At 44.2% G+C, this 17893-nt stretch carries 20 protein-coding genes; 11 read left to right on the top strand and 9 right to left on the bottom strand.

Annotated features, from left to right (window positions below):
• Complete coding sequence (locus ABDD94_RS08855) at positions 1–1146, bottom strand: zinc-dependent alcohol dehydrogenase (RefSeq protein WP_345955555.1); 1146 nt, start codon at positions 1144–1146, stop codon at positions 1–3.
• 217 nt (positions 1147–1363) lie between these two features.
• Positions 1364–1942: a CAP domain-containing protein gene (locus ABDD94_RS08850; protein WP_345955554.1), complete on the bottom strand. Its 579-nt coding sequence runs from the start codon at positions 1940–1942 to the stop codon at positions 1364–1366.
• A 203-nt stretch (positions 1943–2145) separates the two neighbouring features.
• Between ABDD94_RS08850 and ABDD94_RS08845 the strand changes: the two genes are divergently transcribed.
• From ABDD94_RS08845 to ABDD94_RS08825, 5 genes are all read left to right on the top strand, one after another.
• On the top strand, positions 2146–2475 hold the full coding sequence (locus ABDD94_RS08845) for a hypothetical protein (RefSeq protein ID WP_345955553.1): 330 nt from the start codon (positions 2146–2148) through the stop codon (positions 2473–2475).
• A gap of 74 nt (positions 2476–2549) precedes the next feature.
• Entirely contained in the window at positions 2550–2912 is a 363-nt protein-coding gene (locus tag ABDD94_RS08840) for a helix-turn-helix transcriptional regulator (protein ID WP_345955552.1), read from the top strand.
• Between the two features lie 57 nt (positions 2913–2969).
• Positions 2970–4025, top strand: a complete 1056-nt coding sequence (locus ABDD94_RS08835) for a nucleoid-associated protein (RefSeq protein WP_345955551.1) — start codon at positions 2970–2972, stop codon at positions 4023–4025.
• 53 nt (positions 4026–4078) lie between these two features.
• Positions 4079–4933, top strand: a complete 855-nt coding sequence (locus tag ABDD94_RS08830) for an alpha/beta hydrolase (protein WP_345955550.1) — start codon at positions 4079–4081, stop codon at positions 4931–4933.
• A gap of 65 nt (positions 4934–4998) precedes the next feature.
• The gene (locus tag ABDD94_RS08825; protein WP_345955549.1) at positions 4999–5607 is read left to right on the top strand and encodes a DUF1349 domain-containing protein; all 609 of its coding nucleotides are present in this window, start codon (positions 4999–5001) and stop codon (positions 5605–5607) included.
• Between the two features lie 123 nt (positions 5608–5730).
• Here the strand turns inward: ABDD94_RS08825 and ABDD94_RS08820 are convergent, their stop codons facing one another.
• Complete coding sequence (locus ABDD94_RS08820; RefSeq protein WP_345947996.1) at positions 5731–5964, bottom strand: hypothetical protein; 234 nt, start codon at positions 5962–5964, stop codon at positions 5731–5733.
• Between the two features lie 259 nt (positions 5965–6223).
• On the opposite strand from ABDD94_RS08820, the gene ABDD94_RS08815 reads away from it, so the two are divergent.
• Together ABDD94_RS08815 and ABDD94_RS08810 are read left to right on the top strand one after the other, a co-directional pair.
• A complete protein-coding gene (locus ABDD94_RS08815; RefSeq protein WP_345955548.1) occupies positions 6224–7942 on the top strand; it encodes a carbamoyltransferase C-terminal domain-containing protein in 1719 nt (572 codons plus the stop codon).
• A complete protein-coding gene (locus ABDD94_RS08810) occupies positions 7942–8907 on the top strand; it encodes a glycosyltransferase (protein ID WP_345955547.1) in 966 nt (321 codons plus the stop codon). The genes ABDD94_RS08815 and ABDD94_RS08810 overlap by 1 nt, the downstream gene beginning before the upstream one ends.
• A gap of 85 nt (positions 8908–8992) precedes the next feature.
• On the opposite strand, the gene ABDD94_RS08805 is transcribed toward ABDD94_RS08810, so the two are convergent.
• Entirely contained in the window at positions 8993–9670 is a 678-nt protein-coding gene (locus ABDD94_RS08805) for a PQQ-dependent sugar dehydrogenase (RefSeq protein ID WP_345955546.1), read from the bottom strand.
• 5 nt (positions 9671–9675) lie between these two features.
• On the bottom strand, positions 9676–10005 hold the full coding sequence (locus tag ABDD94_RS08800) for a PQQ-dependent sugar dehydrogenase (RefSeq protein ID WP_345955545.1): 330 nt from the start codon (positions 10003–10005) through the stop codon (positions 9676–9678).
• Between the two features lie 354 nt (positions 10006–10359).
• On the opposite strand from ABDD94_RS08800, the gene ABDD94_RS08795 reads away from it, so the two are divergent.
• Together ABDD94_RS08795 and ABDD94_RS08790 are read left to right on the top strand one after the other, a co-directional pair.
• Positions 10360–10602 carry a hypothetical protein gene (locus ABDD94_RS08795; RefSeq protein ID WP_345955544.1) on the top strand — a complete coding sequence of 81 codons (243 nt, stop codon included), beginning with the start codon at positions 10360–10362 and terminating at the stop codon, positions 10600–10602.
• A gap of 134 nt (positions 10603–10736) precedes the next feature.
• Complete coding sequence (locus tag ABDD94_RS08790) at positions 10737–12020, top strand: cytochrome P450 (RefSeq protein ID WP_345955543.1); 1284 nt, start codon at positions 10737–10739, stop codon at positions 12018–12020.
• A 5-nt stretch (positions 12021–12025) separates the two neighbouring features.
• Here the strand turns inward: ABDD94_RS08790 and ABDD94_RS08785 are convergent, their stop codons facing one another.
• On the bottom strand, positions 12026–12766 hold the full coding sequence (locus tag ABDD94_RS08785) for an EcsC family protein (protein ID WP_345955542.1): 741 nt from the start codon (positions 12764–12766) through the stop codon (positions 12026–12028).
• Between the two features lie 131 nt (positions 12767–12897).
• Here ABDD94_RS08785 and ABDD94_RS08780 point away from each other — a divergent pair, with 131 nt between their 5' ends.
• Both ABDD94_RS08780 and ABDD94_RS08775 read left to right on the top strand, forming a co-directional pair.
• The gene (locus ABDD94_RS08780; protein ID WP_345955541.1) at positions 12898–13314 is read left to right on the top strand and encodes a hypothetical protein; all 417 of its coding nucleotides are present in this window, start codon (positions 12898–12900) and stop codon (positions 13312–13314) included.
• Between the two features lie 92 nt (positions 13315–13406).
• Positions 13407–13904 (top strand): ankyrin repeat domain-containing protein, encoded by a 498-nt coding sequence (locus tag ABDD94_RS08775; RefSeq protein WP_345948004.1) that lies wholly within the window; start codon positions 13407–13409, stop codon positions 13902–13904.
• A 183-nt stretch (positions 13905–14087) separates the two neighbouring features.
• On the opposite strand, the gene ABDD94_RS08770 is transcribed toward ABDD94_RS08775, so the two are convergent.
• The 3 genes from ABDD94_RS08770 to ABDD94_RS08760 form a co-directional block, all read right to left on the bottom strand.
• Complete coding sequence (locus ABDD94_RS08770; RefSeq protein WP_345955540.1) at positions 14088–14312, bottom strand: hypothetical protein; 225 nt, start codon at positions 14310–14312, stop codon at positions 14088–14090.
• A gap of 118 nt (positions 14313–14430) precedes the next feature.
• Entirely contained in the window at positions 14431–15102 is a 672-nt protein-coding gene (locus tag ABDD94_RS08765; protein ID WP_345948006.1) for an outer membrane lipoprotein carrier protein LolA, read from the bottom strand.
• A gap of 90 nt (positions 15103–15192) precedes the next feature.
• The gene (locus ABDD94_RS08760) at positions 15193–17859 is read right to left on the bottom strand and encodes a DNA translocase FtsK (RefSeq protein WP_345955981.1); all 2667 of its coding nucleotides are present in this window, start codon (positions 17857–17859) and stop codon (positions 15193–15195) included.
• Between the last annotated feature and the right edge of the window lie 34 nt (positions 17860–17893).

Raw genomic sequence — 17893 nt, 5'->3', positions numbered from 1 at the left:
TTAAACTCTGGCTGATGGTGGAATTAAAATCGGTTTGATACAATTATCCAGCTTGGCCGAAAATATATGATACGCATCGGCAACCTCCTCTAAAGGTATGCGATGTGTGATAATCTCTTTCGGGTTTAAGCGGCCGGCTTGTATGTGCTCAATCAGCCTTGGCAATAAGCGTTTTACCGATGCCTGGTTAGCCCTAATGGTGATGCCTTTGTTAACCACGTTACCAATGGGAACCAAGTTATCAGTTGGGCCATAAACACCTACTATTGATACAATGCCGCCCTTTTTTACCGAGTTTATAGCCCAGTGCAGCGCCGTGGCCGAACCTGCCTGCAGCATTAGTTTACGGCCTGTAATGGTTTGCATAGCGCTACCTGCAGCATCGCCGCCTACGGCGTCAATACAAACATCGGCGCCCAGCCAATCGGTAGTTTTTTTAAGGAAAAGAACCGGGTCTTCAAGAGATTTAAAATTATAAGCCTCGCATTGTGCATACTGTCTAACAAAGTCAAGGCGGTACTCCAGGTGGTCTATCACTATAACACGTGCTGCGCCAAACAGCCATGCACATTTAGCAGCCATAATCCCTACCGGGCCTGCGCCAAATACAACAACCGTATCGCCGGTTTTAATGCCACCCATTTCGGCAGCCTGATAACCTGTTGGCACTACGTCGGTCAGCAGCACGGCATCATCCGGATCCATATCGGCCGGGATAACCGTTGGGCCAATGTCAGCATAAGGTACACGTACATACTCAGCCTGGCCCCCGTCAAAACCACCCGCTGTGTGCGAGTAGCCAAATATACCTCCTACAGCTGTAGCCATAGGATTCGATTCATGACAATTACCGTATAACTCCTGTTTACAAAAAGCACAAGTACCGCAGGCAATATTAAACGGAACCAGTACATGATCGCCTACCTTAAGCTTTTCAACACCGGGGCCAATTTGCTCCACAATGCCAATAAACTCGTGGCCAAACGTGGTACCAACCCGGGTATCTGGTACTAAACCATGGTACAAGTGTAGGTCTGATCCGCAAATACACGAACGGGTTACACGAACAATCGCATCGCTTGGGTGCAAAATTTCGGGGTAGGGTTTTTGGTCTGCACGTACCCTGAACGGTCCGCGGTAATTCATTGCCAACATAGGTATCTATTTCCTTTCTTTTTTTAGATTAAACTTGTGGTTAATCTAAATAACCTAACAGATAACTTATTGTTTAATTATTATCATAATAAATCATTATGCTTTACAAATGCATAATTTATTAACCCAACAAAAAAAGCATCCAACCCTGCCGCTCGTAAACATTATACATAGGCAGTGAAGGGTACTTCGCAAATAGCAAAATTAGTTACTCTGCAGTTTTGCGGTGCTTAATAATCAGCCTGCCACTTTTAATCATTTGCTTCTCACGGGCCGAAAATGCTTCACGACCTCCAAAGTCCTGTACCCAATATTTATCATATTCGGCAATGCCTATCTCACGTAAATCAGGGTTCATCAGGTTACGGCAATGTCCGGGGCTTTTAAACCAGCCGTCGGTAACTTCTGCTATGCTTTGCTGGCCTTTGGCAATATTTTCGGCAATAGCGTAGCTCTTATAACCATCGTAAGTGTACCCGGCAGCCATAATACGGTCTTCTATAGTACGGCCATCCTTACTGGTATGGCTAAAATAATCGCGCTTACTCATGTCGCGGGCATGTGCACGGGCAGCATCGGCCAGTTCGTTGTTCCAGGTGAGCGGCGGGGCAGGTCGCATATAATTGGTGCCGCATTTGCACCCCTCCTGCCTAACCTTATTTATGCGAGACAAAAACTCATTTTTGAATGAATTACTCTCCCACTCAGGATTGATAGCCGGTGTATGGAATATGCCTAGCATTAAGCTGGCAGATATAGCAATGGTATTGATTACAAGTTTAAACATATCTATAATTTTAGACTTTCGCCAAAAAGCAAAGTTTAATTAACCGTTAATTAACTTAAATCTAATTATCACCCCTTTAACTAAAATTTCTTCTAAATATCATATTACTATACTTTAAAAAATATGTTAAAATAACGTAACATAACAAATAGATTTGACGTCTAAACGATTATAAATCAACCTTATATATTACTTTAATTATCATGTTCACTATTAATAATATCATTATTGGTTTTGCGGCAATAGGTATGGTAGGTGTTATTGCCATTACTGTTTACTTAAGCCGTCAGCACAAAAAGGTAAATCATATTATGAAGCTAAACAAAAATGTTGCGCCTTTATTGCTGCAGCAATCTGCGCATCACAAGTTTAACGCCATACGTTCCAAATTACCACATGCTGCCGAAGAGCATCACCAAAAAATTAAAACGAACCTTGATACGCTTGTAACCCAGTACCGCAATCAAACCATTTGTATAAAAACATACAATCAAGGTTTAGATCAATTAATGAAGCAGCTAAACGCCAAATAACTTCATTTCAAGTAACCTTAAATTTCACATGCTTTTTTGCCAATAATAGTTATTATTGCAAAAAAGCATTTTTTATGTCTGATGATGCACTCATAAAGCGGCTCAAGGTAATTGTAAAAGACCACGGCGGGCAACTGGCCCTAGCCAGGGCTATTGAAGTTGACCAGGGCTTTATCAGTAAGGTGATCAATAAAAAACAGGAGATTAGCTATTATCTTATACGTAAACTTTGCTTTCAACTCAAATACTCACCCGAGTGGTTAATATTGGGTAGCGGTGAGAAGAAAATCACCAAAGCAGAATCGCCCAAGCTTATCACCGAAATACAAATGCTGCGTACAGAGGTTGACATACTCCACGCCCGCATGCGCGCTTATGAACTGCAATTAAATGACCTGCGCGAAAATACCCTTACTCACCCGCAACAAGTTGGGTAAATAGCCACGTTATACGGCCCAACCCGTAAATTATTTGTTTATTTGTCGCCTCTAATTATGGTAAGTTTTTTCGAGGCTTCTCTTCAGGATATTTCGGTACACCACGTAGGTAACCCTTTACAGGATGAACGCTATGCGCTTTCTGATGCACCGCTGGCATTAAAGGATGATATTATTCCGCGCTTGCTGATGCAATATTTTTTAACGCCATTTGAGAAAACCAACGAAGTGTACCATCTCATGCATCCCGGCAATGATTTACACCTGAATGAGATTTACCATTATTGCACCGATATGTTTGCCGACGAAAGTCGCTTTCATGAACTATCGCAGCAAATTGCCAAGCACCTGTACAGCGTATCAGGCCATCCTAAAATTAAGGCAGGCGAGGTTTACATAGGCTACTTTAGCAACATACAGATAGAAGGAGAACAACTGGATGCCGTGGGCATTTTTAAATCGGAAACGAAAGAAACCTTTTTAAAGGTTTACCCTCAGGAAGGTGGTTTTGGGCTGGATTACGAAGAGAATGCTATTAACATTAACAAGCTCGACAAAGGCTGCCTTATTATTAACACGCAAAAAGAAGAAGGCTACAAAGTGGTGGTAATTGACCAAACCAACCGAAGCCAGGAAGCCGTATACTGGAAAGATGATTTTTTGAAGCTTAAGATACGTAACGACAACTTTAACCAAACCAATAACACGCTAAGCATCTATAAAAACTTTGTTACCCAAAAACTGGACGACGAGTTTGAGATGAGCAAGGCTGATAAGATTGATTTGCTAAACCGCTCGATGAAGTATTTTAAAGAGAAAGACACTTTTGAGCTGGACGAATTTACGGGCGAAGTATTGGGTAACAATGAGGCTATTGAATCGTTCAAAAACTACAAGAACCAGTACGAGCAAGAATTTGAAACCAAAATACCCGACACTTTTGAGATTTCTGACAATGCCGTTAAAAAGCAGGCGCGAGTATATAAAAGCGTTTTAAAGCTCGATAAAAACTTTCACATTTATATTCATGGCAATAAAGAGCTCATTGAAAAAGGCTTCGACGATGATAAGGCCATGAACTATTATAAGGTATATTTTAAGGAAGAACAGTAGTGGGTATCTAAACAATTCCTCATTTACAGCTATTATTTAAGAAATAGCAGGCTATGCAGGAAAGATTTGATGAGGTAAACGGTTTAAGGCTACATGTATTACACGAAGGCGAGATCAGCGCGCCAATCATCATTTTTCTTCACGGTTTCCCTGAGTTTAGCTTCGCCTGGCAAAAGCAGGTTTCTTTTTTTGCACAGCACGGCTTTTACGCCCTGGCGCCCGACCAACGGGGCTACAACCTGAGCAGCAAGCCCAAAGGCGTTAAAGCCTATGTTATTGACAACTTAGTAGCCGATATAGCCGCCTGGATTAAGCAGCTTACACCTAATAAAGTGATATTAGCCGCCCACGACTGGGGTGGCGGCGTAGCTTGGGCACTGGCCCTAAAACACCCTGAGCTTTTAGAAAAATTGGTGATTATGAACATGCCGCACCTGGCTGTAATGAAAAAGCATTTGCGTACTAACCCTAAGCAAATGTTAAAAAGCTGGTATGCGGCATTTTTTCAACTGCCGGTTGTGCCCGAACTGGTTTGCCGCATGTGGGATTATCGTTTTTTGGTGAACGCGATGATGAAATCGGCTAACCCGAAAACATTTACCCGCTTGCAAATGCAGCAGTACAAACAAGCCTGGAGCGAGCCCAACGCTTTAACCAGCATGTTAAACTGGTACCGGGCATTTTTGTATGATATATTAAAAAAATACCCAAAGGTAACCGTACCTACACTCATTATATGGGGAAAGAAAGACGCTACCTTAAACGCGCAAATGGCCCATGATAGCCTGGCTATGTGCAGACAAGGTAAACTGGTTATGCTTGATAATGCTACCCACTGGCTTCACCACGAAATGCCCGACAGGGTTAACCAGATCATACTGGACTTTGCTAAGGAAGAACTGGTGTAGGTTTGTGTGTTAACGAGGTTATCACTATCCTTGCAGTCAACTTATAAATAACCTCATCTTAGATCATGAAAAACATATTTTTACTTACCGCTTTAGTGCTGATGCAAATAGTAGCCGCTGCACAAAACAAACCCATGAAATGGTTTAACCAACCCAAAAAGTGGAGCGGCAATGCCGATAAACTTACCTTTACGGTTGACCCCGGCACTGATTACTGGCGCATTACACATTATGGCTTTATACGCGATTCAGGGCCTTTCTATTATCAGGAAGCCGCAGGTGATTTTGAAGCCAGCGTAAAAGTGACTGGCAACTATCAGGAGCTTTTCCATCAGGCAGGCTTAATGATACGCATTGATAACAAGAACTGGATCAAAACAGGTATTGAATATGTTGACGGTGTGCAGAATGTAAGCGCTGTGGTTACTCGCGAGGTGTCAGACTGGTCGGTTGTGCCGCGTAACGACAGTCCAAAATCTATCTGGCTTAAATTGCTGCGCAAGGGTGATTACGTTCAAATACAATACTCGTTTGATAACAAGACGTTTAAGATGCTGCGACTGGCTTATTTTCCACCTAAAGTTAAAGCACAAATTGGTATGGTAGCAGCAGCGCCCGGTAAGAAAAGCTTTCCGGTTATATTTGAAAGCTTTTCAGTTAAAGCAGCAAAGTAACCAACTTCCATGTCATTGCTTTATAAGAGCATTAGTTATTGCACCTACAATAATTTATAGCTACCTTAATACATCATTACACCATTAAATCAAAAATGGTACAATACTATACAACTGTACCTTTTATTGGTCGCTTGCACTAGGCAAATGGTTATGATGACGGGTTAGGTTCATACCGTATGTGTAATTGGTTCCCATAATCACATCGTTGCAGTCAAAGTGCTTTATTACACCATCTTTGTGCAGGGCAACCACCCAGCAGGTATTTTGGTGCATGCCATAGTCAATTAAAAATATTGCGTGGCCTTTGCCTAAAGGAGTATCTACTAATATGGCCGGATCGAGCTGTAAAATCATAACTATAGTTTTGCAAACGTTATACCAGTAAACCATACCACAACTGCTGGTTTTAGCATGAGGCTGGACTGAATTTTATGACGCAGTTTAAAAAATGGAAAATACCATTCCAAGCCTTGGCTGTTACAAGTCGGTTGTACGCTCCAACTCGGCAATACTCATTTTAACTAATAGTATAATATCAATATTTCAAAACCTTTTAGCTCGTTACTTGCTTCTTAGTGTGCAAAAACATTAACTATAAAAACATCTACTCCGCATGTACACCTTAGGCATTAACGCTGTATTTCATGATTCGGCAGCATGTATTATTAAAGACGGCCAACTTTTAGCCGCTACTGAAGAAGAACGCTTTACGCACATTAAACACGGCAAGCGTCCGGTGCCTTTCAGCACATGGGAACTTCCATTTCATGCCATTGATTACTGCCTTAAGATAGCCGGCATACATATAAATGATGTAGATCATATAGCCTACTCATTCGATCCGTATCAACTCATTAAAGAGCAATACCAGGGTAAAGGCACTATCGACATTCCCTTCGAACCATCAACCGATCCAATTAATGCCGATTGGCTCAACGTTTGGGACCCGCTTTTTCTTTCATCCATCATTAATGCGGTTGGGCAGTTAAACGACGGCTGGCCGCATCACTTGCAACAACGTTTTGTAGGAGCCAATGTACCGCGCGAAAAATGGCACTTCGTAGATCACCACGTAGCGCACGCCGCTAGTGCCTTTAACTGCTCGCCATTCGAGCGCGCTGCTGTAATGACGGTTGACGGCCGCGGCGAGCATGCAACAACCACTTACAGCATTGGCAACGGCCATGACTTAAAACGCATTGGTCAGGTTAATTTTCCCAATTCGTTGGGTTTACTGTATGAAGAAATAACCACGCACCTCGGTTTCCTGCATTCGTCTGATGAGTATAAGGTGATGGCACTGGCCAGTTATGGTAAACCGGATTTCGTTAAAGATTTCCGCGAGATCATCAAAGTTGGCGTAAACGGGCAGTATACTATTGACAATAAAAACTTTGTGGAGCGCTTTGGCCCCAAACGCCTGCGCCATGAGGAGTTTACTGCTCACCACTTTAACATAGCCCACTCGCTGCAACTGGTATTGGAAGAAACCCTGCTGGAACTAACCGACTGGCTGCAAAAAGAAACTGGCGAACAAAACCTTTGCCTGGCCGGCGGCGTGGCCCTTAACTGCGTAGCTAACGCCCGTATACGCGATAAAGGCGCGTTTCAGAACATTTGGGTTCAACCAGCATCAGGCGATGATGGTACCGCTTTGGGTGCAGCGCTATGGGTAGATGCCCAGCAACGCAAATCAACCAAGCGCGAGTTTGTAATGGAGCACTGTTATTGGGGACCAGAATACAGCGACGCAGAGATTGAGAAGTTTATGAAATGGTGCAAAGTACCTTACCGTAAACTCAATAATATAGCCGAAGAAACTGCCGATATATTGGCGCAAGACAAAATTATAGGTTGGTACCAGGGCCGTATGGAGTTTGGCCCAAGGGCGCTGGGCAGCCGGTCTATACTAGCGTCGCCTATTAGTCCGGCTATGCAACAGCGGTTAAATGAGGTTAAGGATAGGGAAGATTTCCGTCCCGTTGCACCTGTTGTATTGGAAGAAGAAGCCGGCAATTGGTTTAAAAACGCAAGTTATTCGCCTTTTATGCTGTTCATCTATGATGTAAAGCCTGAGAAAGCCGAACAAATTCCGGCTGTGCGTCACACCGATGGTACGGCGCGTATACAAACCGTTAATGAGCGCCAGCACAAGAACTATTACGACTTACTTAAGGCATTTCAACGCAAAACCGGTGTACCCGTATTAGTGAATACATCGTTCAATACCTTGGGCAAACCTATTGTTTGTACGCCAAGAGATGCTATTGAATGCTTTTGGTCGTCACCTTTTGATGCACTGGTTATAGGCTCGTTCGTTATTGAGAAATAATGATCCGTGTTTCTGTAGTTATACCTACTTACCGTCGCCCCGATTTACTGCTAAAGTGCATCGGGGCGCTGTGTGAGCAGACCTTGCCAAAGGACCAGTTTGAAGTTATTGTAGTAAGTGATGGCCCCGACTCGGTGACCGAACAGGCGCTAGAAACCAGGCCAGACACTTCCTTGAACTTGCACTTTTTGCCCATGCTCAAAAAAGGTGGCCCCGCCGCCGCCCGAAACTTTGGGTGGCAACATGCACAAGGTAAGTTAATTGCCTTTACTGATGATGACACATTACCTGACAGCAACTGGCTCACCGCCTATTTGCAAGCTTGGCAAGGCCAAACACTGGCCGCCTTTACCGGTAAAGTAATTGTGCCGCTTCCCCCCCACCCAACCGACTTTGCCTTAAACACTGCCGGCTTAGAAAAGGCCGATTTTGTAACTGCTAACTGCGCTTGTACCCAAGTGGCGCTAAAACTTATTGATGGCTTTGATGAGCGCTTTGCCATGGCCTGGCGCGAAGACAGCGACCTGCATTTTAAAATTATGCAGGCAGGCATACCCTTAAGTAAAGTTGCAGAGGCCGTAATAGTACATCCGGTACGGCAGGCAGCATGGGGGGTGAGCATTCGTGAGCAAAAGAAAACGCTGTTTAATGCCTTGCTATTTAAAAAGTTTCCGGAGCTATATCAACAGCAAATACAGGCAAAACCACCGGTTACTTATTACGTAATCGTAATTGCGTTACTGCTAGCTGTAGTTGCTTTGGTGCTGCAACATGCTATAATCGCTTTAATGGCCTTTGCCGTATGGTTGCTGTTCACACTTCAATTTACACTGAAACGCCTGGCGCATACGTCGCACGCATTCAGCCATGTGTCAGAAATGCTCTATACTTCGGCTGTTATCCCTTTTGCATCTGTTTACTGGCATTTTTATGGGTGTTATAAGTATGGGGTTTGGTTTGGTTGAAGCTTTTACATTTAAATAAAATTACCAAACGACAGTTTATCCAATAGATCAGCAACAGCTATCTACAAAATAAAGTATCCGTTTATCACTTTTTACTAACCACCACAATTTTATCGCTATTGCCATTACTGGTAATCATATAAACCCGGCCATCAGGTGCAATGCATACATCGCGCAGGCGGCCATAGGTGCTTTTGTAGTAGGTATTTACCTTTTCAACTCTGTCGCCGGCGTCGTTTAATTTAAGCTGTAGTAATTCGCTGTCTTTCAGTACGGCCAGCAGCAATGAGTTCTTCCACTGGGGTATGGCATTGTTGTTATAATAATCGATGCCCGATGGCGCAATAGTGGGTGACCAAGCCTGTATGGGCTCTGCCACATTATTGATACTGCAAAAAGCCGGTTCATTACCCGTGCTACAGTATCCTTCTACATTAGGCCATCCAAAGTTGCGGCCCTTTTGAATAATGTTCACTTCATCATCAGTAGTATTGCCATGCTCCGAGCTGTATAAACGGTTGTTGGCAAATACCAGTCCTTGCGCATTACGATGGCCATAGCTCCAAATTGGGCTGGTTGCAGAAGGATTATCGGCAGGTATGCTACCATCCAGGTTAATACGCAGTATCTTGCCCGATAAGCTATTCAAACTTTGTGCTTGCGAAGCCACTGTAGCATCTCCGGTGGTAATGAAAAGCTTGGCATCCGGCGATATGGCCAACCGGCAGCCATTGTGATTGTTAGCTGCCTGGATATTATCCAACAATATTACCGGCTAATCAACGACCCGCCATTGTAGGTATAGCGAACAATCTTCTCAGTGTACGTACCATTCTTGTCGTAATTATAAGCTACAAACACCTGCGGAGTATTGGTAAAATCAGGATGTAAGACCATGCCCAGCAAGCCACCTTCGCCAACCGATTTCACATCTGCAATGTCAAGCAATAAACTAACCTGTCCGTTGCCGGGGTTTACACGGCTTATTTTGCCGCCCCGTTCAGTAACCCAAAGCATATTATCGGGGCCCCATAATATTTCCCACGGAAAGCTAAGCTGCTGGGTAAGTACCTGGGTGGTTAGTTCCGAATCTGTCACTTGTTCATCCTGTGCATTGTTTAATTAATTTTTACTGCAAGCAGTTGTGAGCATAATAGCCAGCAATTTAGCTGCTAAGGCGTAAATCGGCTTCATAATTACGGGTTTTAATGGGATAGTAAAGGTACAACTATGCAAAAGGTAAAATGTTGCACCGCAACAAGGATAGCTTCGCCCCCATATTTGCCGGTTTTAAAAACAAACTAAATATCTGCAGGTTATAATGCTAAATATTCTTGCTTTTACTTCATCAATTTAGCCGTTCGGGCTAATAGGCAGCAACCCACTCGCTGCAAGCTTTAGTTATCACAATGTGATTTTAGTGTGTGTGAATGGATAAATAATTAAAGGATTATGAAACGACTGAGCATCATTTTACTGGTAGTTGGCCTGGTACTGATAATTGGCAGTAACTTTTTTTACCGAACCGACTCCAACCCTATTGACAGTGCCGGCACCCGCCAGGTGACTGAAACCAAAGGCAACAACTGGGCGCCTAAAATACCAGTGTTTATGGGTGGCGTTTGCGTTGTGCTGGCTGCCATATTTTACTTTGCAGCCAAAAGCAGACCAGAAAACAATGCACATTCTGCTTAAGTAACAAGTGCGTTCAAGGTATAATTTGGGATAAATTTAACTAGCTGTCATACACCGCGTTTGTAGTCTGTAAACCTGTTTTACTAAACAAGGCAAGTGTAGCCCTGTTTAACTACAAAGCAATTAGCTTAGTTATGCCTAAAATTCCTAAAGAAAACATACTCTCGGCCGCTTTGGGCCTATATAATAATGGGTTTACCTATGTGCAGGATACTCGCCGTAAACATGAGTCAGATATTTTTCAGATAGATCTGCTGGCCCTTAAAGTGATTTGTTTTGGTGGCGAAGATGCCGCACAGACATTTTATGATACGGACAAATTTGCACGTAAAGGTGCGGTACCACCACCCGTTCAAAAAACATTGACCGGAGAAAACGCCATCCATACTAAAGACGGCGAAGCGCACCACAATCGTAAAGAAATGTTCATGTCGTTAATGACGGAGGAAAACATTAAACGGCTGACGGAACGTGTACAAATTGAGTTGTACAAAGCGCTGCATAAGTGGGAAGATGCGGAGTCGGTTGTTCTGTTCCATGAGGCGCGGGTAATTTTATGCAAGGCAGTTTGTGCCTGGGCAGGCGTACCACTTACCGATGAAGAAGCACCCTACATTGCGCGCGACTTTACGCTGATGGTAGACGCCTTTGGTGCGGTTGGTCCGCGTAACTGGCGAGGCCAACGCGCACGTAAGCGTACGGAGCGGTGGATGAACGGGATTATTAAGAAAGTGCGCCAACTAAAACTTGTGCCTGAGCGCGGCAGTGCGCTTTATTTAACTGCAAACCATAAAGATGTTGATGGCAATGTATTAGACATACCTATGGCTACCGTAGAATTACTGAACATTTTACGGCCCACGGTGGCAATTGCCTGGTATGTTACCTTTAGTGCACATGCGTTTACTACCTACACGGATAGCCGCCTCAAATTCCTGATGAACGTAAGCGATTACCGCGAATGGTTTGTGCACGAGGTAAGGCGCTTTTACCCTTTTGCACCAGTGATGGGTGCAAGGGTTAAGCATGAATTTGACTGGCATGGATATCGTTTTCCTAAAAACAGCCTGGTGTTGCTGGATATGTATGGCACCAATCACGACCCGCGTTTATGGGATAGCCCTCAGGAATTTATCCCCGAGCGGTTTAGCAACAGGCAAATTAAGCCCTTTGATTTTCTGGCCCAGGGCGGTGGCGACCCACACCAGGGCCACCGTTGCCCCGGCGAGTGGATCACGATTGAAGTACTAAAGACTTTTATGGGCTTTTTAGTTGAAAAAGTGGCCTTTGATGTGCCTCAACAAGACCTAAGCTACGACTCATCGCGCATGCCTACACTGCCCAACAGCGGATTTGTAATGAGTTGTGTAAGCCGCAAAATGGTAAGCTCTGCCAGCGCGGTAAAAGCTAGAAGATAGTTTGTTTATGGCTTTAAGATTTGCAGTGCACTAATTCTGCGCATACGGTAACAGTTCATGGCTGTTTCGCCTAACTGGGCAATAAGTTTGTAGTTGGCTATGGCACCCACTGCTGCCCCAATTACGGGTAGCAGTTGTGCCATTTTAGCCAGGTCGATGTAATCGCGGTACTCCTGCTGAAAGATGCGCCAATCAAACTCCTCCACGTTGTTAGGCAGCGAATTGCTGTACCCCTGCCAGCCGGCGAGCAGTTTGTACACCTCGTTACGCCTTTGTTGACTCGAAAAAGCGAGTTGAAAAATATAGAGGATATATAGTCTTTCCTTATAATCTTTTACATCATACCCGTACAGGGTGGCTATATCAAAAAGCAGCTTAAGCTTAATACCCAGGAGAATTGGAAAGTCGGCCAGTCCTAACAGAAAGCCCCCGGCGCCGGTAACCGCGCCTTCTATTGATGCCGTTTTTTGATAGTTATTAATTTTTTGTTGGATAAAAGCCTCTCGCTCCTGCAATGATGCATCAGGTTCAGGCATTTTGGGTGTGGTGTATTTGGCACCAAACAGTACCGCTTTAATCATCTTTTCGATAGTGACGGTAATACCGGCGTGCACTTTATCAGGAATAAGATCGTTTACCTTCGTTTGAACTTTCCTGGACAGCTTATCAAAAAGGGTAGGCTGCTTCTGCATCCGGTGCTGCCAAAACTGTAGTTGTACATGGGCTTGTTCTTCGTAGGGTGTCATAATGATAGAGTATGTATACGGGTTAGTCTCTTGCTAAGCAATTCATCTTTAGATGCGTTATTTGTGGTTTATGTTACCAACTATTTCGTAACAAAGAAACGGCTTCAGTATCTAATCACTAAATTTAAAACATGAAAACAAGTTTAACCGGAATTGGATTTTTATTGTTGATTATGATAGCCTTGATAGTTGGTTGCCTGGTGGGTTGCCCTAAATACCGCGTTTATACCCAGGAGATGGAGGGAAAGGCAGAGTTGCAACGCGCTATAAGCAACAGGCAAATAGCTATACAGGAGGCACATGCTAAAATGGAAGCAGCCAAAGACCTGGCACAAGCCGAAATTATTCGTGCACGGGGCATTGCACAAGCCAACAAGATTATCGGCAATTCCTTGAAAGACAACGAGGCCTACCTACATTGGTTATGGATAGACCAGCTTGAGAATAACAAAAACTCGGTTATTTATATTCCAACCGAGGCCAACCTGCCAATAATGGAAGCGAACCGTTTAAGAGGACAGATACAGCAGCAGGCCGTTAAAAAGTAACGGTTAGTACGCTCTATTGCACATAGAAAATATCAATTAGCAGCAAACGTTAAATTCGCTTTCTTTGTTCAACAAGTCAACACTTTAAAACTATGGAATCAACTCCTGCCTCTGCCGATATATTTGAATTGGCCCGCGCAAATAAAGCCGAAGAACTTAAAGCCGCTTTGCCTGGCGCTGATATTGACGCCACGGACAGCCGCGGTTCAACCGCTTTAATTGTGGCAGCCTACTATAACAATGCCGATGCGGTAAAAGTACTATTGGCAGCCGGGGCAAACCCCGACCTGCAAGATGGTATGGGCAACACCGCCCTGATGGGAATTTGCTTTAAAGGTTATACTGATATTGGTAAAATATTGCTGGAACACAACGCACAGGTAGATATGCCTAACGGCAACGGTGCAACGGCGCTTACCTTTGCGGCCACCTTTGGACATACAGCACTCATAGAATTGTTGCTGCAACACGGCGCCAACAAACACCTGCCCGACCGTTTTGGCAAAAGCCCGATTGATTATGCACGCATACAGGAAAATTATGATGGCCTTAAGCTTTTAGCTCCCGAACTACTGGAGGATGAAGAATAAACAAAGCGTGGGTGCAACACCCACGCTTTGTTGTTAAATGCTGTTTTGTTGCTTTTGGGTAGTATTCTTTGCGGCACCGCCAGACTCATCCTTTAAATGATTGCCTTTGGTTTAATTACTAACACTTGGCGCTCCTTTTTGATGACTTTGCCGGCTATCTCCCTTGTCTGAAGTTTTTACCATCTACTCCTGCCCTTTTTGGCTATCCTCTTTATGCTTATCCATTGTATCCATTACCTTTTCGGGATGAATGCTGCCGGCAAAACGGGTAATAACATCGGCTACCTTTTCTTCTGTTGTGTTGGCTTCATTTTCTAACTTGCGGCGTTTAAGCGAAGCTTTAATATTTCGCTCCACAACCTTCGCCATTCCCGGCATGTTGTTCTCTGCGGCCTCATCCTTTTCCATACTCTTAACTACGTTGCACTTGAGGCATTGTTTAAAGGATAACAACTATTAAGAATATCCAAAACAACAAAAGCCCAACAGTACAACTATCGGGCTTTAATGTATTTGCTGTTGCTGATTATCGCAGATCTACCACATCAACACCCGGATGTGCTTTAGCATTGAAAGTGAAGACATCCGCCCCGGCTGCGACGTTGGGAGTAAAGCTGCGGATGGTATAATTGTAGCGGTTGCCGTTTTTATCAAATAACTGAGCGCTATAGATTTGCTTTTTGGCTTTATCAATCAGCAATCTTACTTTAAAAATATTCTGTTTGGCATCGGTTGGTGTTAACTCCACCGCCTGGTAAGTTTTGCCGCCCGATTTTTGCAAACCGGTGTATATGTATTTATAACCTTTCTCGTACATGGTAAACAATTGTGCCGGGTTCATACCCTCGGCATTATTATTAACATCATTTACCTGTACTTCCTTTTCTTTAGGCATATAGGTCCACTGCGCTTTGCCATCGCTAATAATTTCCTGGGCAACTGCGCCTTTGGCACCTCCGTAAATAGTAAGCTTAAATTTATTGGCCTTGGCCTGGGTAAGCAAGGTGCCCGATTGCGTTTCGTTTACGCCGGCTTGCGGGTTTTGTACCGTAATAGTGAAGTCGCTTTTTACCGTGTTATAAGAGCGGTACTTTTGCCCTACGCCGTTCAATATCGTCTTGGCCTCGGCGTCCTTTTGGGCAAAGGCTCCTGTAGTGGTAGCGGTCAGCAGCAATATATATGCAATAATTTTTTTCATGATAGAAATGTTATTTAGCACAACGTCATTGCAAATAAAACTTACAATGACGTTGTTTAAGACCTTAGAACAAGAAATGAAGGCTATAGTTTAACCGTTAGAAGATTTTTGAATTTCCTCTAAATGACGCTCCAAACTGTACTCGTCCGGATAGAGTACTTCGCGGGCCTTGCTGCCCTCAAACGGGCCAACAATACCGGCAGCTTCCAGTTGGTCTATGATACGGCCTGCACGGTTATAACCCAATTTTAGCTTACGCTGTACAAGCGAGGTTGAACCTTGCTGATGCAATACAATGAGCCTTGCCGCATCTTCAAACATCGGGTCTCGGTCATTGGGATCAAATTCTTTCGGGCTATTCGCTTCTCCCTCGCCCACATATTCAGGCAGCATCATGGCGCTTGGATAACCGCGCTGGTTGCCTATAAAGTCTGATATTTTTTCTACTTCAGGTGTATCTACGAAGGCACACTGTAAGCGAATCAGGTCGCTTCCGGTTGACAACAGCATATCACCACGACCAATCAACTGATCGGCTCCGCCCGCATCCAGAATGGTGCGTGAGTCGATTTTAGATAGTACCCTAAACGCCAAACGCGCCGGGAAGTTGGCCTTAATAGTACCCGTGATGATATTTACTGACGGACGCTGTGTAGCTATAACCAGGTGAATACCTACCGCACGCGCAAGCTGCGCCAAACGGGCAATTGGCATTTCAACCTCTTTACCGGCGGTCATCATCAAGTCGGCAAACTCATCCACTACCAGCACAATAAACGGCAGAAAACGGTGACCATTCTCAGGGTTAAGCTTACGGTTAATAAATTTGACATTATACTCTTTCAAGTTACGCACCTGCGCATCTTTCAACAGATCGTAACGCTGGTCCATTTCAATACACAGCGAGTTAAGCGTATTAATTACCTTTTTAGTATCGGTTATAATTGCATCGGCCTCATCGGGCAGCTTAGCCAAAAAGTGACGCTCAATTTTACGGAAGAGGGTTAACTCCACCTTTTTAGGGTCAACCATTACAAACTTAAGCTCAGCCGGGTGGCGCTTATACAACAGTGAAACCAGGATAGCATTAATACCCACCGACTTACCCTGCCCGGTAGCACCGGCCACCAGCAAGTGAGGCATTTTAGCCAGATCGGCAATAAACACTTCGTTTGATATGGTTTTGCCCAATGCAATGGGCAAGTCCATAGTGGTGTTCTGGAATTTCTCGGTAGCCAATACCGAACGCATGGAAACCATTTCGGGATGTTGGTTAGGCACCTCAATACCTATGGTACCCTTACCCGGCATAGGGGCAATAATGCGAATGCCCAGGGCGGCTAAGCTAAGCGCAATATCATCTTCCAGGTTTTTAATCTTTGAAATGCGCACGCCCGGGGCCGGTATAATTTCATAAAGCGTTACGGTTGGCCCTATAGTCGCTTTAATCTTATCAATCTCAATATTGTAGTGGTTCAGCGTTTCAACAATTTTGTTCTTGTTGGCTTCCAGCTCTGTAGCATCTACATTTATTTTGTTTGAACCGTAGTTTTCGAGCAGATCTAACCCAGGGTATTTGTAGGATGATAGATCAAGCTTGGGATCGAAAGTGCCAAATTTATCCACCAACTCGTTAGCACTAACCTCAGGTGCCTGCTCAATGGCTAACTCGGGCAGCGGGCGCGTATCTTCTACCGTTAAAGGAATTTCATCTTCCAAATCAGCATCATCCGTTTCTTCAAATACATTACTGCTGGTAGGACTTAACACTATAGGCTCATGCGCCAGGGTGTTACCTAAAATAGCGGCTTGTGTAGCTTGCGCGGTTACCGGCTCAGGCAGCACTGGTTCCACAATTGGTGCTTTAACCAATGGTTCCTGGCGTAACCTTTCGCCATTATTTACTGGAGGCGGTGTAGCAGCGCCGGTATCGCGTGCACGGTTGTTCGCCCTAGGCCATTCAATGGGTTCTGATAAGATCTCGTCTTCCAGGTCAACACCATCTGGCTCAATGTCGGTTGTTGCATTAGGCGTAACCGGTGTTCTCTTAGGCCGCTCGGGTAATTTAAAATCAATATTATAGGCAATAATCAGAACGGTTAAAGCCGCAAATATCAATACGCATGCTGTGCCCGCCGGGCCAATTTGTGCATTCAATAAGCGAGTACTCCAGTAACCAAATTCGCCTTCAAAGTAGTGCGGGTAATCGCTCACAAAGCCATGCAGAAATCCAATAGCTACAGAGCAGAATATCAATCCAAAAAATGAATAAGCCAGTAATTTACTTACCGAGAATAATCTTACTTTAAACAGCAGGCGGTAACCAATAACAAAAAACACCACCACAAAAAAGTACGACGCAATACCAAACCACTCGTACATAAACTGGTTGGCCATTAAAGCGCCCAGCTTACCCAGCCAGTTATCAACCACAGGATCGGTAACGCCGTTATCCATAAGCTCTTGCTGGGTTTTGAATAAATTCCCCCAACCGCCGTTTGCCTTCAACACATAGCTTTGGTCAGACTGCCAGGTAAACAGATATGAGGTGAATGCAATGAGGAAAAATACGGAAATTATAAGGCATAGCAAGCCAGCTATCTTAATGACACGCCCATCGCCTATATTGAAGGTAGGCAGGTTTTCCAGTCTGGATTTTACCACACGCTCGCGCTCTGGCCGGGTGCCTGTACCCTGGCGCGGGCGAGTCTCATCTCTGAAAGTATTAGCTTTAAACTGGTTTCCTTTTGGCGGCATCTTCATCTACAGTTAAAGTACAAATATAAAGTTA

Source organism: Mucilaginibacter sp. PAMB04168, from assembly GCF_039634365.2.
GTDB lineage: Bacteria > Bacteroidota > Bacteroidia > Sphingobacteriales > Sphingobacteriaceae > Mucilaginibacter.
This window is presented reverse-complemented; position numbering and strand designations above follow the sequence as displayed.